The organism is Chloracidobacterium sp. (assembly GCA_025057975.1).
Lineage (GTDB): Bacteria > Acidobacteriota > Blastocatellia > Chloracidobacteriales > Chloracidobacteriaceae > Chloracidobacterium.
Genome location: JANWUV010000001.1, coordinates 167,802 through 188,647, shown reverse-complemented (window position 1 = coordinate 188,647; position 20,846 = coordinate 167,802). Strand labels below are relative to the sequence as shown.

Genomic DNA, 20,846 nt, shown 5'->3' with positions numbered 1-20,846 from the left:
CGATGACCGAAGAGCGTGAAGAGGAACATGACGCCGCATTAGAGGCAGTGCCACCGGAGATCAGCGAGGCGGAAACGGCCGCCAAGCAGGCACTGCTCGCTAAGCTGGATTTGCTTCGGCGCATCCAGCGCGCCCGGAGCGGAACGCTGGAGGAGCGCCTCCACTTGGCCTTCGACGCCACGGACGAGGTGCTCAACGCCCTGCTCGACAACGAGGCGACCGGCGAAGAGGAGTTGACCATTATCGCCCGGCGGCGGGATGTCTCGCACGAGATTTTGCGGCGGATGGCTGGCGACCGGCGGGTGCAGGAAAGCCACCGGCTGCGGCGTTTATTGGTGCTCAATCCAAAGCTTCCGGCTTCAGCTGGGCTACGCCTTGTACCAAACCTGTTTCTGTTTGATCTGGTTACAGTGCTGATCACGCCGGCGCTGCCGATAGAAATCAAGACGGCGGCGGAAAACGCGATTTTGCAGCAGTATCAGAGCCTTCCCCTAGGTCAGAAAATCACACTGGCGCGGCGTAGCAATGGCGGGCGTTTGCTGCCACAGTTGCTCAACGACGCCAACAGTGAGGTCGTCCGCGCCGCGCTCAACAATCCCTTCCTGACGGAAAGTATCGTCTCGACGGCTGTGTGGAAGGCGACCCACCAGCACGTTGTTATCCTCATCGCCGACACTGCCCGGTGGGCCAACCGCAACTATGTCAAGATGGCGCTTCTGCGCAATCGCATGCTGCCGCTAGGCCGCGCTGTAACGCTGGTCGGCACGCTAACGCCGGCGCAGCTCAAGGAACTCAGCAACGACCCGGCCGTTCCCGTCCAAGTACGTAATCTGGTCATCCAGCAAATGAAGAAAAAACCTAGCGGCGCCCCATGATGGACGGCGAACCCCACTGCGCCCCGGCGGACACCTCCCGCACCGTGCCGGTGACATACGCCGGCGGGCGCTACGATGTACATATCGGCGCAGGTTTGTATCGCGCGTTGGGCGACCTGCTCCGGCGCGCCTTTGGCGACGACCCGCGCTCGGTTCTCATTGTGACCAATCCGCAGGTGGCCGAACGCTACGCCGCCGCCGTCCTCTCCGGCGTTGCAGCGGCCGGCTGGCGCGGCCACTTGTGCGTCGTTCCTGCTGGGGAACGCTACAAAACGCTGCGGACGGCGGCGCGCATTTGGGACGCCTGTGTGGCGCACCGACTGGAGCGGCGCGACCTGCTGGCGGCGCTGGGAGGCGGCGTCGTCGGCGACCTGACCGGTTTTGCCGCCGCGACCTATCTGCGCGGACTGGCTTACATCCAGTTGCCCACCACGCTGCTGGCGATGATTGACAGCTCGGTCGGCGGCAAAACCGGCGTCAATCATCGCGCCGGCAAAAACCTCATCGGCGCGTTTCACCAGCCGGCGTTGGTCGTCGCCGAGCTGGAGACGCTGACGACGCTGCCGCGCCGCGAGTGGAACGCCGGTTGGCACGAAGCCGTCAAATACGGCGTCATCCGTGACGCCGACCTGTTTGCGCGTCTTGAGGCGCGTTTGCCGCTGTCGCCGCGCCGCCGGTTGCCGTGGGACTGGCTGGCGGAAGTCGTCGCCGATTGCTGTCGGATCAAGGCGGAGATTGTCGCCCGCGATGAGCGCGAGGCCGGTGAACGCAAGGTCCTAAACTTTGGGCATACGGTTGGGCATGCGCTGGAAGCCGTCACGGGGTATCGGCGTTTTCGCCACGGTGAGGCGGTCGGCGTCGGCATGGTCGCCGCCTGCCGCATCGCCGTCCGGTTGGGGCGGCTCTCCGCAGCGGAAGCGGCGCGTGTGGAACGATTGGTGCGACGGATCGGCCACATGCCCGGCACGGACGGAATCGCCGTTGCAGACCTCATGGCGGCGATGCGGCTGGATAAGAAGGTGGCGCGTGGTCGGTTGCGCTTCATTCTGCCGTCGCGCATCGGCTTCGCCGAAGAACAAACGATTGAGGCGGAAGACGTTGTGGCGGAGGCCGTCGCCGCCGTGCTGGACGGCTTCTCGCGTCGGGGCGCCGCCGCCGCTCGTTGGTGATGTTTCGTGCGGCCACCGCTGACAAAGGCACAGAAAGAGGCACGGAAGGCCTTCAAGCCCAACTATTCAGAGAACATCACACGTGGTACGAATTCCTTACCACCTTTGTTGCTGAGTGTTGTTATTTTGACTCATGCCCTTCCCAGAACAGTCGCGTTCAACTTATACCGACGCGCTCAAAAGCTACGTGAGCAGGCGGATTGACCTCCCGGCGGCTGTCGCTACCCTAAAAAAGCTGCTCACTGACGCCAAGCTTCAGAGCGCGACCCAACTGATCGCTCTGCACCATCAAGCTCTGGCGGCGTTGCTGGAGGCGGGCAACCTCACGCCGGAGACGTTAGCGCGCGCCGGCGACCTTCCGGCGGCGCTGTTGAGCGAGTGGTTTCGGTCGGCCGAAGAAGCCGTCGTGGCCGATACGTGGCGCGCGATTGTTGACCAATTCCCGCTGCCTGTCTGGCTCTTCGACCCGTACACCCTCAAGACAAGGTACGCCAACGAAGCGGCGCTGCAACTGTACGGCTACGCCGCCGATGAATGGCCCGGATTGGATGTCGTCCAACTTGCGACCGCCGATATGCGGGAAGCGTGGCGCGACTACCTGACCGAAAAACCCTGCGAGCAAACATCGCCGCACCAGTTCACGCAGCCCACCCTTTGGCGACATCAAACCAAAAACGCCGCGCCCATCGCCATTCACCTTGCCATCGCCCGCTTTCGGCTTGGGGCTGATGTGTTCTGTTTGGCGGTGGCCGAAGAAACGCTCGGTCGGCAGCAACGGGAAGAGCAATTTCGCCGTATGCAGCGCCTCGAAGCCATTGGGCAACTCACTTCGGGCGTCGCCCACAACTTCAACAACATCCTGTCGGTCATTCAAGGCTACGCCGAAATGATCGGCGCGCGGTCCAGTCAACTCGATGCGCGGCTGGCCAAACAACGGGCGGCGATCCTGACTGCCGCCAAGCGCGGAGCTGAACTCGTGCGGCAGTTGATGATCTTCAGCCGGAAAAGTGACGCCGTTGCACTGGTGCAAGACATCAACCCGATTGTCATGGAGACGGCGCTGCTCGCCGAACGCATTCTGTCGGCGCGGGTGAAGTTCACGAAGCATCTGCATCCTGAACCGCTCTACGCTTCGGTGGACGCCGGACAACTTTCACAGGCGCTGCTCAACTTGGTGGTCAATGCGCGTGATGCCATGCCGGAAGGCGGGACGTTGACTGTAGCAACCAGCCGGGTCAATCTGACGGCGGAACAAATACAATCGCCGTCCGGGCGCATCCGCGCCTGTGCGCTCCCACCTGAACCAGGCGACTACGCGCTGATTACGGTCGCCGACACAGGCATCGGCATGAGTCAGGAGACGCGCCAGCGCCTCTTTGAGCCTTTCTTTACGACGAAGCCGAGCGGCAAAGGAACGGGACTGGGACTTTCCATGACCTACGGCTGCATCACGGAGTGCGGCGGTTTTATTGAGGTGGAATCGGCGCTGGGCGTTGGGACGACATTCTTTCTGTTTTTGCCGATGGCCGAAGCCGACCCAAGCCTGTCACCCAGACCGCGCCATGCTTGGCGACCGAGTGGACATTACAGCGGACTGACGGCGTTGGTGGTGGAAGACGAAGAGGATTTGCTGGAGCTGATCTGCGAATGGCTGACCGACGCCGGTTTTATCGTCCTCGCGGCGCAAACAGCGGAGGAGGCGCTTCGGTATATCGTCGCGCAACAGGGCAAGCCGATTCACTTACTTGTCACCGATGACATTCTGCCGGAAGGCGGCGGACAGCGGGTCGTGGAGGATGCACTCAAGGAATATCCGGGCTGCCGTTGTATTGTCATAAGCGGCTCCTTTGGCGCTCGTGAGCGGATGCTGGGCCTGCCCAAGCAGTGTGTATTTCTTGCCAAGCCGTTCAGCGAAAACGAGCTGCTCCACGCCGTCAAGCAAGCCATGACAGAACAGAGCGCTTGAAGGAGCCCGGGCTGGTTCGATGTGGCTGGTCGCGCCGAATGGCTTCAAGGGAACGTTGTCGTCCGTCCGCACCGCGCAGGCGATGACGCTTGGCGTCCGACGCGCCCACCCAGCGGCTGACCTGCTGAGCTTCCCGATGAGCGATGGCGGCCGTGGCTTTCTGGACGCCCTCAAAGCGCTTCACCCCGGACTTCGGCGGCGGCAAGTCAAGGTGCGGCCGCCGGTCGGACCGCCCAGGGCAGGCGTCTTTGGTGAAACGCCGGACGGCGTAGCGTACGCGGAAATGGCGATGGCTTCAGGGGTTCATCTTGTTCCCGAAGCCGCGCGCCGACCGGCGCATCTTTCCAGTTACGGAACTGGCGAACTTCTGCGCGCCGTCATGACGCGGCCACACATTCACAAGATCGTCATTGGGCTTGGGGATACAGCGACGCTGGACGGCGGGGCCGGCATCCTAGAAGCATTTGGCGTCCGGCTTTTGAATCGGCAGGGTGAACCGGTCGCATCCGGCAACCTTGGGCTAGGCCAGGCGGCGCGTCTGGACTGGTCGGCGTTACATCCGGCGCTGGAAGCTTTTCAGGCGCGCGGGGGACGAGTCATTTGCGCGTGCGACGTGCGCAATCCGCTGCTTGGGCCGGACGGCGCGGCGTACACGTTCGGTCTCCAGAAAGGGGCGACGCCCGACGAACTGCCGCAGCTTGAAGCCAACCTGCGTCACTGGGCCGACCTGCTTGAAGCAACCTTCGGCCGTCCGGCGCGTGACCTACCCGGCGCTGGAGCGGCGGGCGGCGCTGGGTTCGCGCTTGCGGCTTGGCTTGGGGCCGAGTTGGTTTCAGGCGCGCAACTGTTGACCGGCCTACCGCTTTTTCAGGCGGCGCTGGCGCAGGCGACGGTCATCCTGACCGGGGAAGGTCAACTTGACCGCCAATCGCTCGCCGGAAAAACCACCAGCCATCTGGCGGCGCTGGGACGCGCGCGCAACGTGCCGGTGTTGGCCTTTGCTGGGCGCATCCTGCTGGCCGAAACCGACTGGCGGACGGCCGGTTTTGCCGCCGTCTATGAACTGCCGCCGCACTCGCCGCAACAAGTCAGGCGCGTTTTGGCGGCCTGTGTGGCCGACGCCTTGGCGCACAACGGTTTTGGCGCGATATGACCGATGTGGCGGCTGTCCACTGGTTTGATCTCCTACTTCTGCCATTGTTGGGACGCGCGCTGTTGCGTCTGTGGGAGGGGCGACGGCTGCTCCACTACGTCCGGCGTTTTGTCGCGGCGCGCGCTCATCCTAAACCGTACGCCCCGTTTGTGACGGTCATTCTGCCCTGCAAAGGGGACGACGAGGGGCTTCGGCGCAGCCTGCCGACGCTGGCGACATTGGATTTTCCGCGCTATGAGATTGTCTTTGTGGTTGAAAGTGAAGCCGACGCCGCGTGGCCGCGCCTGACCTCCTTTGCGCAGCGCCACCCCGACCGGTTGCGTGTCGTTGTCGCCGGCCTGGCGACCGACAGCGGTCAAAAAGTTCACAACCTGCTGGCGGGCGTCCGCGCCGCGCGGCCGGAGAGTGAAGTGTTCGCCTTTCTGGACTCCGATATTGAGGTGGCGCGGGATTGGCTGCGGGAGTTGGTGGCGCCGTTGGGCGACGAACAGGTTGGCGCGACGAGCGGCATGCGGTGGTACTCACTCGCCGACGCTGACTTGCCGAGTCTGTGGCGGGCGAACTGGAATACGGTCATTCTAACCAATCTCAATCCCGCCGGCGCAAGCTTCGTCTGGGGCGGTTCGATGGCGCTGCGGCGGACGACGTTTGAGCAACTGCGCCTAGCCGAACGGTGGCGTGGGACGCTCAGTGACGACTACACGCTGAGCGCCGTTTTGCGTGAGCAACGGCGGCGGATGGTGTTTGTCCCAACGTGCCTTGTCGCTTCCCCAGATCGGGTCGGCTGGCGCGACTTGTGGGAGTTCACCATGCGCCAGATTATCATCACGCGCGTTTATCACCCGACGATGTGGCGCATCGCCCTCCTGTGGTACGGCTTTCTCACGGTCGTCGTCGCCGGCGTCTTCCTTGAGAGCCTCGGCGACGGACTTGCCGGACGGCTTTCCACCGCTCATCTGGGTTGTGCGCTGCTTGTGCTACTGGGCGCGCTGGATGACGCCTACGCCCTGACGGCCGTCAAGGCCGTCTTAGGCGCACACCACATCGGCGACCGGCGACGGCGACTACTGTTTTGTTTGCTCCATCTTCCGACAGCCATGCTGTATGCTGCCAATACGGCGGCGTCGCTTTTTCGCCGCGTCGTCGTCTGGCGCGGCGTGGCGTATCGGCTGGTTTCGGCGCAGCGTACGGAAATCCTTGGGCGAACATCGTCGGGCGTCCCCACAAACCACAAGTGACAGGCCTTGGCACAGCCGTTTTGGTTGGTTGGGGATGGCGCTGGTCGAAGGTCGGGACTACTACATTGAAGCGGGGCGTTACGTGTTTACGGCCGAGTATCTGCTGCAGCGCGGCTATTGCTGCGGCCATGGCTGTCGGCACTGCCCGTACCGTTTTCGGGCCCCGTCTGAACAACTGGTCAGCGTGGCGTTCGCTTCCGATCAACCCGTAGCCGCACAGATGGTTGCGAGTGGTTTCAGAAAGCCCTGTGCGGATGTACCTAAGACGTAATTGCTTGCTGCCCTCTTGGCCGGCCATTTCCGTTGAGCCGACCGGCCGGTTCATCCCAAATGGTCACGGCGGCGTCACTACTTGTGATGAACCGGACTGGCGCGTCGCCTGTAAGAGGCGTAACGGCGTTGGCGTGAAGACGCAACGGCGGGAGGGGACGGCTGTGTGGTCGGATGGTGGCATTGATGCCAGAAAGCTTGAAAAATTCTTCCATTTTGAGAACAAGTACGTCGTCGGTGCGGCGTCCGATGGACGCGCCGCTGCTTGCTGAAGTCTCCCCTTGCCCTGTCCGGGAATGCGCCGCACCTTACCAAACAGCGCCGGTCGGTGTTAGTCAGCGCGTCGCCGAATCTCACCCGCCGGCGTATGATAAGGAAAAAATTCGCCGTGAAGCTCTGGCATCTTGTTATCGCTTTTGTCGTCATCGTGACGCTCGGCGTCCTCTACTTGTTGTTTTATCCGGTCAAAATTGACGCCGCCGCTTGGACGCCGCCGCCAGCGCCGACGCTGGAAGGCATTTACGCCGTCAACAGGGCATTGGCTCAAGTTGCACGGTTGGGCGCGGAAACGATTGTAGGTTCCGAAGATGTGGCGGTCGCCGCCGATGGGCGCATCTACGCTGGGGCGAAGGATGGGAACATTTACCGGCTTCCAGCTGGTGGTGGTGCGCCGGAGCGTTTTGCCGCTACGGGCGGGCGGCCGCTCGGTCTCAAGTTTGATCGGCGCGGCTATTTGCTTGTCGCCGATTGCATGCGCGGTTTGTTGGAAGTTGCGCCGGATGGGACGGTGACGGTGCTCAGCACGGAAGCTGGCGGCAAGCCCTTCAAGTTTACTGACGATCTCGACATCGCCGCCGACGGAACGATTTATTTCACCGACGCTTCGTGGAAGTTCGCCCAGCCGGAGTATCGGCTGGATTTCCTCGAACATCGGCCGAATGGTCGTTTGCTGGCCTACGATCCAGCGACAAAGACCACGCGCGTCGTGCTGGAGAACCTGTACTTTCCCAACGGCGTCGCGCTCAGCCCTGATCAGCAATCACTGGTGCTGGCTGAGACGGCGAAGTATCGCATCCTGCGGTACTGGCTGGCTGGTGAGCGACGTGGACAGGTCGAGACGTTGATTGACAACCTTCCCGGATTTCCCGACGGGGTTTCCGCTGGAAGCAACGGCGTGTTTTGGGTGGCGCTTTTTGCGCGCCGAAACGCCACGCTGGACAAGCTGCTTCCGCAACCTTTCTGGCGGAAGGTGGTTCTGCGTTTGCCGCGCATTTTCCAACCGAAGCCAGATCACTACGGATTTGTGATTGGGATCAATGAGCGGGGCGAAGTCGTCAAGAACTTTCAGGATCCATCTCCAACGGCCTTCGCGCCTGTCACCAACGTCGTCGAGCACAACGGCAAACTCTACCTTGGCAGCCTTGAAGACAGGGGAATTGGCGTCCTGCCGCTCGATTAGTGACAGGGCTTCTTTTGGCGTCCACACTCCGGCGGCCGTTGAGTAGTACAAGCCGCCGACCTTGCTGGAGCATCATTGAAAACACGATGAAAAAGCTGCTTTTACTAGGCTGGCTGGATCGTCTCGCGGCGGGCGGCCCGCTGTTGATTCGGTTGGCCGTCGGTGGCGCGATGGTCATTCACGGTTCACAAAAGCTTTTTGGCGATCCGGGGCGCTTCATCGGTTTCGTTGAAAAGATTGGTTTTCCGCTGCCGACGGTCTTTGGGTGGGCGGCGATTGCGGCGGAATTCTTAGGGGGCATTGCGCTGCTGTTGGGCCTGATGACGCGGTGGGCGGCCGTCTTCGTTGCGTTTACAATGGGCGTTGCAGCGTTTGTCGCGCATGCCAACGACGGCTTCAACAAGCAGGAGTATCCGCTAGTTTTGATGGTGGGGGCGCTATCACTCCTTGCTTCGGGAGGCGGTGCGCTTTCACTGGACGCTTGGCTCTTCGGCCGCATACAGGACGTGCGCTGAGTATCGCCGCCCGGTAAAGGCGAAGCGGCGCGTGGGCGGGGACGTTTGCTAAGCCAGTTTCAACGCCTTTTGGTAGCCCGGCTTGCGCATACGCCGTTATGTAAGCGACGTTGTCCGGTCTTACCAAAGCGCGCATTATTCCAAAAGCGCGCATTATCGGCGGTCCTTTGGCGACCGCCGCCCTGAGAAACTGCATTAGCATCGGCCGCAGCCATGCCAAGCCGCCCAAGGGCCTCAAGGCTTGACACCTCTTGGTCATACTCCGTAAAAGTGCCGCCGTCGGTGGTGTCTCCATGCGAAGCCCGTCGCCGGCTGACGATTTTTCAAGGCTGTTCCGCCGCGTGTGAACCTTTTCTATCTTCTACTGGACGAGCTTCAGGAAAGCACCCTGCTTGTCTGGCGAGCTGTCCGCCATCCGTTTCGGCGTCCGTTGTACTGGCGGGAAACCGTCGCTCAGATGGACACTATCGGCTTTGGGACGCTCCCCATCGTCTTGCTAGCTGGCTTCTTCATCGGCGCGGTGCTGGCGCTTCAAACCGCCGGCACACTCCGGTCGTTCGGCGCGCAAAACTACACTGGACGGCTCGTGGCGACCTCCCTGCTCCGTGAACTTGGTCCCGTTTTGACCTGTATCCTCTTAGCCGGCCGTTCCGGCTCCGGCATCGCCGCCGAACTGGGGGCGATGTGCGTCAGCGAGCAAATTGACGCCATGCGTGCGTTGGGCACCGACCCGTTTCGGAAGTTGGTGCGTCCGCGCCTGATCGCGTTGCTGACCATGGCGCCGGTGCTGACGATCTTCGCCAACGTCATTGGCGTTATCGGTGGCTTAGTGGTGGCGATCACATTTTTGCAGATTCCATCGTCGGTGTATCTCGCGTCGGCGCGCGAAGCCCTCAACTATGACGACCTTTGGGGAACATTCCTCAAAACGGGCGTATTCGGTTTGATTGTGGCAGTAGTGGGCTGCCGCTGCGGGCTGCGCACCAGTGGCGGGACGGTCGGCGTCGGACAATCCACCACCACCTCGGTCGTCGTATCTATCGTGTTGATCCTAGTGTCGGATTTCTTTCTTACCCGACTGATTTTGACGTTGAGCGGCACGGCGTAAGCGGCGGCTCGGCCTCCGCTTTCCCGAGGTGACGATGGGCGGATACGCCATTGAGTTTCGGGATGTCCATCTGGCGTTCGGGACACAAAAAGTCCTCGACGGCGTGAGCTTCGGCGTGTATCCGGGCGAAACCAAAATCCTGATGGGCGGTTCGGGAACGGGGAAATCCACCGTCCTCAAGCTCGTGTTGGGCTTGCTCAAGCCGGACAGCGGTCGCATTTTCGTGGACAACGAAGATATTACCGACTTCAATGAATTGCAGCTTACCGCCATGCGGCAAAAAATCGGCATGGTGTTTCAGGAAGGCGCACTGTTTGACAGCCTTTCCGTCTATGAGAACGTTGGCTACCGTCTCTTTGAACGCGGGGCGGATGAAGCGGAAATTGAAGAAACCGTGCGCCGCATGCTGCGGTTCGTCAATCTGGAGGACGCCATCAACAAAATGCCGGCCGAGCTATCGGGTGGCATGCGCCGTCGCGTCGGTATCGCGCGGGCGCTGGTGGGAAACCCGAAAATCATCCTCTACGATGAACCGACCGCCGGACTCGATCCGCCGACGGCGCGTACCATCTGTGAACTAGCCATCAAACTGCGTGACTTGGAAGGCGTCAGTTCGTTGTTTGTCACGCACCGAATTCAGGACGCCATCGTGCTGGCCGACCACCACGCCACCATCGGCGACAACGGCGAGGTCGTCATTGTGAAAAACCCGCGCGGTCACACGGAATCGGCGACGACGTTTATGATGCTGCGTCAGGGAAAAATCATTCTAGAAGGCGACGCAGAAACCTTCTGGAACTCAACCGACCCATACATTCGGACGTTTCTCGAACTGGATTGAGCGCAGAAAAACGGCCATGGCGAAGAAAAAGCCCTCCATCCTTGATTTGCGCGTTGGATTGATGACGCTGATGGCGATTATCATCCTTATCGCCACAATTTTGACCATCAGCGGCGATCTCAATCCCTTCCGGCGCGAACTCATTGTCCGCACCCGTCTAGCGAATGTGGACGGCCTGCGTCCGGGAGCTGAAGTGCGGCTGGCCGGCGTCAAGGTCGGTAAGGTGCAGCGCGTGCTCTTGCTGTCTGTACCGGAGAGCAAAGACACGACGCAAAACGTCGAGTTGGAACTAGCTCTGGATCCCATCATTGATGGGCGTCCCGCCGGTGAGCGTGTTCGCCAAGATTCTAAGGTCATTCTGGGATCGGTCGGGCTGCTGGGCGACAAGGTGGTGGACATTACGCCCGGAACGTTGAACGCTGCGCCGGTCAAGGACGGGGACCTCATCGGCGGCGCATCGGAAACGACTATTCGTCAGATTATTTCCGGCGCGGATGACATTCTGGCCAACTTCACAACGCTGTCCGATTCGCTCAAGCAAATCGCCGACAAAATCAATCGCGGCGAGGGGACGGTCGGCCGGTTGGTATCGGACGCCGACCTATACAACAACCTTGAGCGCACTACGGCTGAAGCCGCCCGATTGGTGCAGGACATCCGCAGCGGACAGGGCACCGCTTCCAAGCTCATCAACGACCCACAGTTGTACGATGACTTGGACGCTGCCGTGCGCCGGGTGGAAAAGCTCGTCGCTGACATCGGCGATGGGCGTGGCACACTCGGCAAGCTGGCGACGGATGACCGCGCCTATACAGAAATCGTCGCCGTCCTCGAACGGCTTGACCGCACTTCGGCAAAGCTGGAAGAGGCAATGACGCGCCTTGAACGCGGCGAAGGCACCGTTGGTCGCCTGCTGCGCGACGACAAGCTGTACCGCGAGGTGGAGCAAACCCTAACCAGTCTCAACCACCTGCTGGCCGGGCTAGAACGCGGGGAAGGCTCAGCCGGAAAGCTCTTACGTGATCCGCAACTTTACGATAACCTGACTGCGACTTCTGCTCAGGCCAACCAGTTGCTGATGGACTTCCGGCAGGACCCGAAAAAGTACCTGACCATTCGCCTGAAACTCTTCTAACGTCTTGGTGATGCGCCCCCTGGTGCGCGTCACTCTGCGCCGCCTGTCCACAACGTCGCTTTAGCCCTTGCCGCCGCCGTGAACTTGCCGAACACACTGACGGTTTCCCGGATTTTCGTTGTCCCTGTCATGGTTGTCGTGTTGATGACGAGCGTCTCGGAATCCGTTTTCGGCCTACCGCGTCAGTTGCTGGCTGTAGCGCTGTTTCTGGGCGCATCGGTAACCGATTTGCTTGACGGCTACCTTGCCCGGCGACGCGGACAGGTGACGACGCTGGGGACGCTGCTTGACCCGATTGCCGACAAACTGCTGATTTCGGCGGCGTTGATTTCATTGGTCGAAAACAAGCTAGCCCCCGGTTGGGCTGTGGTCATCATCATTGGACGCGAGTTCGCTGTCTCTGGCCTACGGAGCATCGCCGCCCAGCAGGGCGTCGCTATCGCCGCCTCCAAAATGGCCAAGTTCAAGATGTTGTCGCAGGTCGTCGCCATCACCTGCCTAATGCTCGGCAGTCACGAAGGCCGGCCGCCGCTCCCGGTCGGTACCTCTTCCATGGCGGCCGTTCAGCAGGCGCTGGCGGCGCTCTGGCAGGGAACGTTCAGCATCGAGGCGTTGCGCATCATCGCTTACGGGACCGGACGCTTCGTGATGTGGATGGTGGTGGTTTCCGCCCTGTGGTCTATGTGGAACTACTTCAAGGATTTCTACGTCGCAGTCCGTGATCGGATCGAAGCGCCGCCGCGCACACTGCTACGTGAACGCTGGCGCGTCCGCCCCCGCCTTCGCTGGCGGCGGCCGCTGTTCACCAAGGTTCGGGCGCGCAAAACAACCCCAAACTTGCCGGAGGCGCCATGACGCCGCCCGCCGCGCCGCCGCTCGCCCACACCGACTTCCTGCCGCTGCCGCGTTTTCGGTCGGGCAAGGTGCGCGAAATGTACGACCTCGGCGACGCGCTGCTGATGGTCGCTACCGACAGGATTTCCGCCTTCGATTGCGTTTTGCCGACGCCAATTCCCGACAAGGGACGCCTTCTGACGGCGCTTTCCGCCTTTTGGTTCAACCGGCTGGGACACCTTACGCCGCACCATGTGCTCTCCTGCGACCCAGCCGATTTCCCGGCCGCCGTACGGCCTTATGCCGACCGACTAGAAGGACGAACCATGCTGGTGCGCAAGACCACACCGTTGCCAATTGAGTGTGTAGCGCGGGGCTATCTGGCCGGCTCCGGGTGGAGGGACTACCAACAAACGGGTCAAGTCTGCGGCCTGACCTTGCCGTCGGGCTTGCGCGAGGCCGACCGGCTGCCCGAACCGCTGTTTACGCCCGCCACGAAGGCGGAAACCGGCCATGATGAGAACATTTCGCTCGACCAGATGGCCGACCAAATTGGGCGCGACCTCGCCGAACGGCTGCGGGATTTGACGCTGACGCTTTATACAGAGGCGGCGGAGTACGCCCTGAGCCGGGGGCTGATCCTCTGCGACACAAAATTCGAGTTTGGGCTGGACGCCGACGGACGGCTGCTGTGGATTGACGAAGCGCTCACGCCTGATTCATCCCGGTACTGGGACGCCGCCCAGTATGCGCCGGGACGAAGTCCGGCGTCATTTGACAAACAGTTTGTCCGTGATTACTTGGAAACGCTCGATTGGGACAAGCGCCCACCGGCACCGGCGCTTCCGGAGGGGATTGTCGAGGCGACGCGCAGGCGCTACTGGGAAGCCTATCGCCGACTAACGGGCCTATAGGCAAGAGCTATAGCTGGAAAAGGTCGCCACGCTATGTCCGTCCCATCGCCCACACCAGAAGCCGCCCGCGCTGCATACGACCAACTGATTGCTGATATTGAGCGTTTTGCCGCTGTGCTACGGGCGCGATTCCCGACGGCGATTACCTGTCGGCTGGGCTGTACGGGCTGCTGCCAACAGCACTTGACGGTGTCGCCGATTGAAGCCGAACGTCTGCGAGAGGCTGTCGCCGCGCTTGACGCTCCGACCAAAGCCCGTTTGCGGCGACAGGCGCAGGCGACGCAACAGCGTGAGGCCGCCCTGTTTCGGGACGCGCCGCCTCGGCCGACGACCTTTCCGCCGGAGCCAGAGCAGAGCGTTCCCTGTCCGGCGCTGTTGGACGGCGCCTGCGCCGTTTATGCGGCGCGGCCGGTGCTGTGCCGCACGCACGGCTTCCCACTGCTGTATCTCAACGATGACGACGAGAACGGCTTCGTCGAGGTCTGTCCGCTCAACTTTGCCGACGAAAAAGATGAGGCGGCCATCACCCACCGAGACGTGTTTGACATGACGCTTGTCAACATGCGGCTAGCCGCTGCGAACCTCGCCTTCGACGCTGAAGGCCGCCGACGCTCTATCGCAGAGGTTATCTTGGTTGCGACGGACGATTCTTACCGGGCATGAGAGACACGCTGCATCTCCTTGTCTGCTTGACTGCTTGGTGGTGGCTTGGCGGCATCGGCGGCCACGCACAGCAGCCGTCGCCGTCGTTTGAGCCGCGCATGCCGGTGAAGCGGTACTTCGATGACACCCGAACGCTACTACCGCCGAAAAGCACCATTCGCATCTGGAATCCGCGCGGTGACATCCGCGTGCGCATCGTCGCCCGCCCCGATGTCACCATCACGGCGGCACGCCACGCTGCGCCAGGGCCGCCGGTCCGCGCTGAGGAAGTCATCCTCGAAGAACTGCCCAATCAGCTCAACATCACGACCGACCCGCCGGAGACCGTGACGGGCGTGGATTTGGACGTACTCGTACCGGAAAACACCTACCTGCGGTTGTTCAGCGAAGTCGGCAAGGTGCGCGTGGAAGGGCTGCCGGCGGGACTCATCGCCACGGCGTACCGGAGCGACATTGAGTTGTATCTGCCGCTAGATGGCGACGCCGATGTGACTTGGACAAGCGTCCACGGTGCCGTCCGCACGGAATTGCCGCTGAAGCAGTTTGGTACGCCGGACAACCGAATGCTCCATGGGCAAATGGGGCGTGGTGGGGCGATTCTGGTTGCGCAGGCGGATCGGGGCGACATTGTGGCGAAGCCGCTTCCGCCCAACGCCGACCGTCGGGAACGCCCGGCATTGCAGCGTCCGGCGGTTGTGAGCGCAGCCGCAGGTGCAGAGGAACCGTTCAGCGCGAGCGACGGCGGCGATGTCGTGCTGGAAGCTACGTTGGTCATGCTCAACGCGGTGATTACGACGCCAAACGGCGTACCCATTCGCGGCCTTCAACCGACGGATTTTGTGGTGTTGGAAGACGGTGAGCCACAGGACGTGAGTTACTTTGGCGCCCTGGAAACACCGTTCAACCTCGTTCTGTTGCTTGACCTAAGCGGCAGTACGCGGGAAAAGCTGGCGGTAATTCGTCGGGCCGCACTGGGGTTTTTAGGGGCGCTGCGCCCGGAAGACCGGATGGCGGTGGTGACGTTTTCCGACACAGCGCGTTTGATCTGCCCGCTGACGAACGACCGGCGCAAGCTGCGGGAGCGGATTGATGATATCCGCCGTCCCGAAGGCGGAACGAACTTCTACGACGCGCTGGCGGGAACGATCAAATCCGTCCTGCGCGACGTACGCGGCGAGCGCAACGCGGTGGTCATCGTGACGGACGGGATGGACAATGTGCTGCCGCCGGGCGGCCCCGAATACGGTTCGGTGACGACCTACGAAGAGCTGCGGGCGTTAGCGCAGGAGTGCGACGCAATGCTGTTGCCGATTTACCTTGATACGGAAGCTGAGGTCGTCGAACGGTACGGCCCACGTGCGCGCATCGGCTACGCCATAGCGCGCAATCAGTTGCGCGAGTTGGCGACCTTGACCGGCGGGCGCATGTTTTATGCGGCAACGGTAGAGGACTTAGAGAGTTGCTACACCGCTGTGGCCGCTGAATTGCGCGCGGTTTACAGCTTTGGCTACTACCCGAAGGACGCCCGTCGGGACGGCCGGTTTCGGCGGATTCAGGTCAAGGTACGGCGTGAGGGAGCGGTGGTGCGGACGCGCCGAGGCTACGTGATGCCGAAGTAAGGCAGCCATTTGGCGCACGGTTGCCCTCACCGAGGGCTTGTTTCCAGTTGGCTTTCGTGTCATGGTGGCGAGGACTTCGCCTGACCGTCCGCGGACGGCTTGCCGCGACTCCCCGAACCTTACTTGAGCAAGACTGATATGGCACGTTCGCGCCGCCGTTGGTTGGCTTGGTTGGGTTTGTCTCTTGTGGTGCTGCTGTTCAGCGGTGCCCTCGCTGGGCTAGCGGTGTACCAGAATCTCAACACGCCGGTTAGCCATAGCGCATCTGAGGAACTCATCACAATTGAGCCGGGCATGGGCGCGCGCGCGGTAGTGGAGCGGCTCTACGAACACGGCGTTATCAGCAATCGCTACCCGGTGTTGGTCTATCTGATGCTAAACCCTACTGGACGCCGTTTGCAGGCTGGCGACTACGAATTTGAGTCGCCGATTTCACCGCTGGCGGCGCTGGAAAAAATCCGCCGGGGCGCCGTGGCGACACGCAAGCTCATGTTCCGGCCCGGCCTAACGATCTACGAAGTCAACGACCTTTTGCCTAACCGCCCGCCGGACGGGCGACTTGACCCGGCGCTGCTTGATGTGCGCCTCATCGCTGATCTTGACCCGCAGGCCACGAGTCTTGAAGGGTATATTTTCCCAGATACCTACACCTTTCCCAAACGGGCGACGAACGCCGAAATTCTAGCCGAAGCCATCGCGCGTTTCCGCCGCGCATGGACGCCTGAACTCCGGCGGCAAGCGGAAGCGCGGCGCATGACGCTGCGTGAAGTGGTGACGCTTGCTTCGCTCATTGAGAAAGAAGCCGCCGACGACGCCGAACGCCCGCTGGTGTCCAGCGTCTTCCACAACCGGCTGCGTAAGGGCATGCGGCTGGAATGCGATCCGACCTTCATCTACGCGGCGAAGCTCAACCGCACTTGGGACGGCAACGTGAACAATCCGGCGCACCGCCGGCTTCTCTCGCCTTACAACACGTATGTTTCTCCAGGTTTGCCGCCGGGACCTATCGCCTCGCCCAGTGAAAAATCCCTGCGGGCGGCCTTGCAACCAGCGCAGACCGACTATCTGTACTTTGTGCTGGGCATGGGCGGTCGCCACCGCTTTTCCCGCACCGAAGCAGAGCACCAAATTGCCGTCGCCGACTACCGTAGGCTCCAGCAGGCGCAACGTCAAACACTTCACACCCAGTACATCAACAAAAAGTGAGGATATTGCGTCATGGGTGACGCTTTGCACGAGTTGCTGGCCGAGGCCGTCGCCGCCGGCGAAGTGCAAAGCGCCGTGTGGTTGGTCGCCCGCCGCAACACTATCCTTTCGCAGGGCGCCGTCGGGGCGGCGCAACCGGACACCATTTACGATTTGGCCTCGCTGACAAAGCCGCTAGTGACGGCTCTGCTGTGCGTCTATTTCATCGAGCGTGACCGGCTGAACGACTTCAACTACCTAGGCGAGTTACTGCCGGCCTTGGGAAGGGACAGTTACTACGGTACGGCGAAGGTGCGGGAGGCGTTGGTTCACACGGCGGGCTTTCCCGCGTGGTTGCCGCTCTACGCGCTCTGCGACCATCCCGACGAAGCACCGGCCGTCATCGGACGTGCGCGGCCGGACAGGTTTCGGGATTGGTCAGGGTTGTACGACGTGGTTTACAGTGATCTGGGCTACATCGTGCTGGGGTATATTCTCGAACGTGTCGGCGGCCGACCGCTGGACGTGCTCTTCGATGAGATTGTCGCGCGACCGCTTGGCCTGAAGGTGACGCGCTTTCGCCCGCCGGTTGAATGGCGCGACCGCATTGCACCCACCGAGCATGGCAACGCGCACGAGCGCGAAATGACGCGCCGCCTCGCCGCCGACGGCAGCCGGTATTTTGATCCGCAGGAAAAGTCACGGCTGCTGGGTTACGACGGCTACCGGCAGGGGCTGATTCAGGGTGAAGTCCATGACGGAAACGCCTACTTCTTAGGCGGCGTCGCCGGCCACGCCGGGTTGTTTTCAACGGCGGAAGAAGTCTGGCGGCTGGCCCGCGAGTTTCTTCCCCATGGCCGACTGCTGAAGTACGCCAGCCTCCGGTATTTCACGCACAACTTCACCTGCACCTCGAAAGAAAGTCGCTCCTTTGGCTGGATGCTGGCTACAACGCCCGATGCAACGGGTGTTGGGTTGTCGCCGTCGGCTTTCGGTCACACCGGTTTCACTGGTACGAGCCTCTGGTGCGACCCCCAAACGGAGGGTGTTTATGTCCTGCTCACCAACCGGACATTCCCCATTCGCGCGAGTTTGCAGGAGGTTCGGCGGGCGTTTCACGCCTGCGCTGCGCGGTTGGTGTCACCGTCCAGTGCGTGATGGGTGACGTTACGCTATGATGCGCGTGCCACCCCACGGACATGAACGCCAAGGTTTGCCCGACTTTCACTGCGGAAGGTGCGCTGATGCCGGTCAACCCACTTGAAGCCAAAAAGCTTGCCATGGAAAAGGACACCACCAACCTGCGGCGGATGCTTGAACAATCCGACGAACTGATGCGCCTCGTGATGGAGCAGGGCGATCTGGAAACCGCCGAGAAAGCGGCGCAGGAGGCAGCGACGGCGGCGGCGGCGCTAATCGTCCGCAAGCAAGGCGGCGTCCGGGAACTGGCCAAGCGTATGCGGGAACGCGTCGCCGGCGACGATAAGGCGGATGAAGCCGCCGCGCCGTCACCGACCGCTGAGGGCGGGATGCAGTGAAAACCTGCCGACCAGCACAAAGGTGGTATTCCTGCCCAGTAGGTAAAGTTCCATCGCATGCCGATTTCGCTTTTTGATTTCCAGCGGCGTGAACCGGCGTATGTTACGGCGCAGGATGCCGTTCACGACTGGTTGGCGCGCGCTCATGCGGCGGCGGACGCCGCCGCCGACCCGGCCCGCTTACGGCGGGCATTAGAACGTTTCGGCTGCGCCTCCGACTGCATCGCTCAGCGGTCTCACGCCCTTGCAGACTTCACACACCACGATTGGACGCGCATGCGGATTTTCAATGTGGCGAGTTTTCCGGCCGGACGACCGCTCGCTGCGCGAATGGCGTTCTTCGCTGAGGTCGTGCAGGAGGTTTTCGACGCCTTTTACGCCGTGGAGACCGTCGCGCCAGCGCATCTGATTCATGTGACCTGTACGGGCTATGTTGCGCCAAGCCCGGCGCAACGTTTGGCGGCGACGAAAGGTTGGACGGCGACCGTCGTCACGCATGCTTACCACATGGGCTGCTACGCGGCGTTTCCGGCGATCCGTCAGGCGGCGGGCTTTATCGCCTCCGAAGGTCCGACGACGCGGGTGGATGTTGTGCATACGGAACTCTGCACGCTGCATCTCAACCCGACGCTTCACGACCCGGAGCAACTTGTCATTCAGAGCCTGTTTGCGGATGGGTTTGTGCGCTACTCGCTGACGGGTGAGCCGATACGCGGGCCGCGCTTTGAGTTGGCGGCGACGGCGGAGGAAGTGCTGCCGGACTCGTCCGACGCGATGACGTGGCAGTGTGCCGAGTGGGGATTTCATATGACGCTGGCGCGGGACGTACCGGCGCGAATTGCGCAGGCGCTGCCGAAGTTTGTTGCGGGACTGGCGCGACGCGCCGGACGGTCGGAGGCGGAGGTGCGACAAGCGGTGTACGCCATTCACCCCGGCGGGCCGAAAATCATCGAGCAGGTACAGGCGGCGCTGGAGTTGACCGACGCGCAAACGGCGGCCAGCCGGCGGATTTTACGCGCTTGCGGCAACATGTCTTCGGCGACGCTGCCCTATGTGTGGGCGGACATCCTTGACGATGTGAGCGTTCCCGACGGCGCACTGATCGTCAGCTTAGCCTTCGGCCCAGGCCTCACCCTGTGCGGTAATCTGTTGGTCAAGCGAACATGATGAAGAACCTTTGGCTGCCGGCGCTGCCGTTTCTGCTGCAGGGCGCGGCGATGATGGTGGACGAGTTCTGGTTTCACCGGCGGCGCGGGCTGGGCCGGTGGGAGCGGATTGGGCATCCGGTGGATACGCTGACCGTCCTCGTCTGCTATGGGATTGTCTTGTTTGTGCCGTACTCGCCGACGGCGCTGGTTTGGTATACGGGCTGCGCCGTCTTCTCAATGCTTTGCGTCACTAAAGACGAGTTCGTGCATGCACAGGTTTGTTCACCTGGTGAACACTGGCTCCACGCTGTGCTGTTTTTGCTCCACCCGATCACGCTGGCGACGGCCGCTCTCATTTGGATGGACGCGCCGACCGGAGCCGGCGCATGGACGCGCTTCCTTGCTGGAATGTTTGGCGTCGTCGCCGTATTCGGCCTTCACCAACTGCTATACTGGAACATTTGGAGGTCACGCCCAGCATGACAAGCGTCAACAACGCGCTTTACGACGCTTTAGGCGAGCGGTGGTACACCGCGCAGGACGATCCCGTAGCTCTCCTGCGCGCTGAAGGCCAGCTGCGCAATCCGTGGATTGCCGCCGAGATTGCAGCGCACTGCGGAGAGGGCGTCGCCGTCCTCGACATTGGCTGCGGCGGGGGGTTTCTCTCCAATGAATTAGCCCGCGCCGGCTTTGTCGTTACGGGGCTGGATCAGTCGGCCGCAAGTCTGGCGGTGGCGCGGGACCATGACGAAACTGGCAGCGTTCGTTACGAAGTAGGGGACGCACGAGCTTTGCCGTATCCCGACCGGGCGTTTTCAGCTGTATGCGCAATGGATTTTCTTGAGCACGTTGAAGACCCAGCGGCGGTCATTCGAGAAGCGGCGCGCGTCCTGCGTCCCGGCGGGCTGTTTTTCGCCTCAACCTTCAACCGTAACTGGTTGAGCTGGTTGATGGTCGTCAAAGGGGTCGAGTGGTTCGTACGCAACACGCCGCCGCGTATGCACCTCCTGCGACTGTTCATTACGCCGGCGGAGATGAAGCGGTACTGTATGGCGGCGGGTCTTGGCAACGTGTCATTTCGCGGGATCCGTCCGCGCTTCACACGCGCTTTCTGGCGGATGCTGCGAACGCGCGTTGTGCCGCCGGATTTCGCGTTCACCTTCACGTCGGCGCTGACGACCGGCTACCTTGTGCGGGCGGAAAAGAAGTAAACGCC

At 61.9% G+C, this 20,846-nt stretch carries 22 protein-coding genes; all 22 read left to right on the top strand.

Annotated features, from left to right (window positions below):
- The first annotated feature begins 2 nt into the window (after positions 1-2).
- Positions 3-875 carry a hypothetical protein gene (locus NZ585_00785; protein MCS7078574.1) on the top strand — a complete coding sequence of 291 codons (873 nt, stop codon included), beginning with the start codon at positions 3-5 and terminating at the stop codon, positions 873-875.
- A complete protein-coding gene (gene aroB, locus NZ585_00780; protein MCS7078573.1) occupies positions 872-2,044 on the top strand; it encodes a 3-dehydroquinate synthase in 1,173 nt (390 codons plus the stop codon). The genes NZ585_00785 and aroB overlap by 4 nt, the downstream gene beginning before the upstream one ends.
- 133 nt (positions 2,045-2,177) lie before the next feature.
- Positions 2,178-4,010, top strand: a complete 1,833-nt coding sequence (locus NZ585_00775) for an ATP-binding protein (protein ID MCS7078572.1) — start codon at positions 2,178-2,180, stop codon at positions 4,008-4,010.
- A 19-nt stretch (positions 4,011-4,029) separates the two neighbouring features.
- Positions 4,030-5,163: a glycerate kinase gene (locus tag NZ585_00770; GenBank protein MCS7078571.1), complete on the top strand. Its 1,134-nt coding sequence runs from the start codon at positions 4,030-4,032 to the stop codon at positions 5,161-5,163.
- On the top strand, positions 5,160-6,401 hold the full coding sequence (locus tag NZ585_00765; GenBank protein MCS7078570.1) for a glycosyltransferase: 1,242 nt from the start codon (positions 5,160-5,162) through the stop codon (positions 6,399-6,401). Before NZ585_00770 ends, NZ585_00765 begins: the two co-directional genes overlap by 4 nt.
- Positions 6,402-6,435: 34 nt before the next feature.
- Complete coding sequence (locus tag NZ585_00760) at positions 6,436-6,672, top strand: DUF5522 domain-containing protein (protein ID MCS7078569.1); 237 nt, start codon at positions 6,436-6,438, stop codon at positions 6,670-6,672.
- Positions 6,673-6,676: 4 nt separating this feature from the next.
- A complete protein-coding gene (locus NZ585_00755) occupies positions 6,677-6,943 on the top strand; it encodes a hypothetical protein (protein ID MCS7078568.1) in 267 nt (88 codons plus the stop codon).
- A 116-nt stretch (positions 6,944-7,059) separates the two neighbouring features.
- Positions 7,060-8,130 carry an SMP-30/gluconolactonase/LRE family protein gene (locus NZ585_00750; GenBank protein ID MCS7078567.1) on the top strand — a complete coding sequence of 357 codons (1,071 nt, stop codon included), beginning with the start codon at positions 7,060-7,062 and terminating at the stop codon, positions 8,128-8,130.
- A gap of 86 nt (positions 8,131-8,216) precedes the next feature.
- Positions 8,217-8,645, top strand: a complete 429-nt coding sequence (locus NZ585_00745) for a DoxX family protein (GenBank protein MCS7078566.1) — start codon at positions 8,217-8,219, stop codon at positions 8,643-8,645.
- A 343-nt stretch (positions 8,646-8,988) separates the two neighbouring features.
- The gene (locus tag NZ585_00740) at positions 8,989-9,753 is read left to right on the top strand and encodes an ABC transporter permease (protein ID MCS7078565.1); all 765 of its coding nucleotides are present in this window, start codon (positions 8,989-8,991) and stop codon (positions 9,751-9,753) included.
- Between the two features lie 34 nt (positions 9,754-9,787).
- Positions 9,788-10,594, top strand: a complete 807-nt coding sequence (locus NZ585_00735; protein ID MCS7078564.1) for an ATP-binding cassette domain-containing protein — start codon at positions 9,788-9,790, stop codon at positions 10,592-10,594.
- Between the two features lie 16 nt (positions 10,595-10,610).
- Entirely contained in the window at positions 10,611-11,729 is a 1,119-nt protein-coding gene (locus NZ585_00730; protein ID MCS7078563.1) for an MlaD family protein, read from the top strand.
- A gap of 129 nt (positions 11,730-11,858) precedes the next feature.
- On the top strand, positions 11,859-12,584 hold the full coding sequence (gene pgsA, locus NZ585_00725) for a CDP-diacylglycerol--glycerol-3-phosphate 3-phosphatidyltransferase (GenBank protein MCS7078562.1): 726 nt from the start codon (positions 11,859-11,861) through the stop codon (positions 12,582-12,584).
- On the top strand, positions 12,581-13,477 hold the full coding sequence (locus NZ585_00720; GenBank protein ID MCS7078561.1) for a phosphoribosylaminoimidazolesuccinocarboxamide synthase: 897 nt from the start codon (positions 12,581-12,583) through the stop codon (positions 13,475-13,477). Before pgsA ends, NZ585_00720 begins: the two co-directional genes overlap by 4 nt.
- A 33-nt stretch (positions 13,478-13,510) precedes the next feature.
- Positions 13,511-14,140, top strand: a complete 630-nt coding sequence (locus NZ585_00715; protein MCS7078560.1) for a YkgJ family cysteine cluster protein — start codon at positions 13,511-13,513, stop codon at positions 14,138-14,140.
- A complete protein-coding gene (locus NZ585_00710) occupies positions 14,137-15,759 on the top strand; it encodes a VWA domain-containing protein (protein MCS7078559.1) in 1,623 nt (540 codons plus the stop codon). Before NZ585_00715 ends, NZ585_00710 begins: the two co-directional genes overlap by 4 nt.
- A gap of 138 nt (positions 15,760-15,897) precedes the next feature.
- Entirely contained in the window at positions 15,898-16,965 is a 1,068-nt protein-coding gene (gene mltG, locus NZ585_00705) for an endolytic transglycosylase MltG (GenBank protein MCS7078558.1), read from the top strand.
- Positions 16,966-16,977: 12 nt separating this feature from the next.
- On the top strand, positions 16,978-18,102 hold the full coding sequence (locus NZ585_00700; GenBank protein ID MCS7078557.1) for a serine hydrolase: 1,125 nt from the start codon (positions 16,978-16,980) through the stop codon (positions 18,100-18,102).
- An 86-nt stretch (positions 18,103-18,188) separates the two neighbouring features.
- Positions 18,189-18,482, top strand: a complete 294-nt coding sequence (locus NZ585_00695) for a hypothetical protein (protein ID MCS7078556.1) — start codon at positions 18,189-18,191, stop codon at positions 18,480-18,482.
- A gap of 57 nt (positions 18,483-18,539) precedes the next feature.
- Entirely contained in the window at positions 18,540-19,649 is a 1,110-nt protein-coding gene (locus NZ585_00690; GenBank protein ID MCS7078555.1) for a naringenin-chalcone synthase, read from the top strand.
- Positions 19,646-20,113, top strand: a complete 468-nt coding sequence (locus NZ585_00685; GenBank protein ID MCS7078554.1) for a hypothetical protein — start codon at positions 19,646-19,648, stop codon at positions 20,111-20,113. The genes NZ585_00690 and NZ585_00685 overlap by 4 nt, the downstream gene beginning before the upstream one ends.
- Positions 20,110-20,841, top strand: coding sequence for a bifunctional 2-polyprenyl-6-hydroxyphenol methylase/3-demethylubiquinol 3-O-methyltransferase UbiG (ubiG, locus tag NZ585_00680; GenBank protein ID MCS7078553.1), 732 nt, complete (start codon positions 20,110-20,112; stop codon positions 20,839-20,841). The genes NZ585_00685 and ubiG overlap by 4 nt, the downstream gene beginning before the upstream one ends.
- Positions 20,842-20,846: the final 5 nt, after the last annotated feature.

Bases quoted from the DNA above. Each gene is read 5' to 3' on its own strand.
- NZ585_00785 (MCS7078574.1), top strand. From the start codon at position 3: ATGACCGAAGAGCGTGAAGAGGAACATGACGCCGCATTAGAGGCAGTG.
- aroB (MCS7078573.1), top strand. From the start codon at position 872: ATGATGGACGGCGAACCCCACTGCGCCCCGGCGGACACCTCCCGCACC.
- NZ585_00775 (MCS7078572.1), top strand. From the start codon at position 2,178: ATGCCCTTCCCAGAACAGTCGCGTTCAACTTATACCGACGCGCTCAAA.
- NZ585_00770 (MCS7078571.1), top strand. From the start codon at position 4,030: ATGTGGCTGGTCGCGCCGAATGGCTTCAAGGGAACGTTGTCGTCCGTC.
- NZ585_00765 (MCS7078570.1), top strand. From the start codon at position 5,160: ATGACCGATGTGGCGGCTGTCCACTGGTTTGATCTCCTACTTCTGCCA.
- NZ585_00760 (MCS7078569.1), top strand. From the start codon at position 6,436: ATGGCGCTGGTCGAAGGTCGGGACTACTACATTGAAGCGGGGCGTTAC.
- NZ585_00745 (MCS7078566.1), top strand. From the start codon at position 8,217: ATGAAAAAGCTGCTTTTACTAGGCTGGCTGGATCGTCTCGCGGCGGGC.
- NZ585_00735 (MCS7078564.1), top strand. From the start codon at position 9,788: ATGGGCGGATACGCCATTGAGTTTCGGGATGTCCATCTGGCGTTCGGG.
- NZ585_00730 (MCS7078563.1), top strand. From the start codon at position 10,611: ATGGCGAAGAAAAAGCCCTCCATCCTTGATTTGCGCGTTGGATTGATG.
- pgsA (MCS7078562.1), top strand. From the start codon at position 11,859: ATGGTTGTCGTGTTGATGACGAGCGTCTCGGAATCCGTTTTCGGCCTA.
- NZ585_00720 (MCS7078561.1), top strand. From the start codon at position 12,581: ATGACGCCGCCCGCCGCGCCGCCGCTCGCCCACACCGACTTCCTGCCG.
- NZ585_00715 (MCS7078560.1), top strand. From the start codon at position 13,511: ATGTCCGTCCCATCGCCCACACCAGAAGCCGCCCGCGCTGCATACGAC.
- NZ585_00710 (MCS7078559.1), top strand. From the start codon at position 14,137: ATGAGAGACACGCTGCATCTCCTTGTCTGCTTGACTGCTTGGTGGTGG.
- mltG (MCS7078558.1), top strand. From the start codon at position 15,898: ATGGCACGTTCGCGCCGCCGTTGGTTGGCTTGGTTGGGTTTGTCTCTT.
- NZ585_00700 (MCS7078557.1), top strand. From the start codon at position 16,978: ATGGGTGACGCTTTGCACGAGTTGCTGGCCGAGGCCGTCGCCGCCGGC.
- NZ585_00695 (MCS7078556.1), top strand. From the start codon at position 18,189: ATGCCGGTCAACCCACTTGAAGCCAAAAAGCTTGCCATGGAAAAGGAC.
- NZ585_00690 (MCS7078555.1), top strand. From the start codon at position 18,540: ATGCCGATTTCGCTTTTTGATTTCCAGCGGCGTGAACCGGCGTATGTT.
- NZ585_00685 (MCS7078554.1), top strand. From the start codon at position 19,646: ATGATGAAGAACCTTTGGCTGCCGGCGCTGCCGTTTCTGCTGCAGGGC.
- ubiG (MCS7078553.1), top strand. From the start codon at position 20,110: ATGACAAGCGTCAACAACGCGCTTTACGACGCTTTAGGCGAGCGGTGG.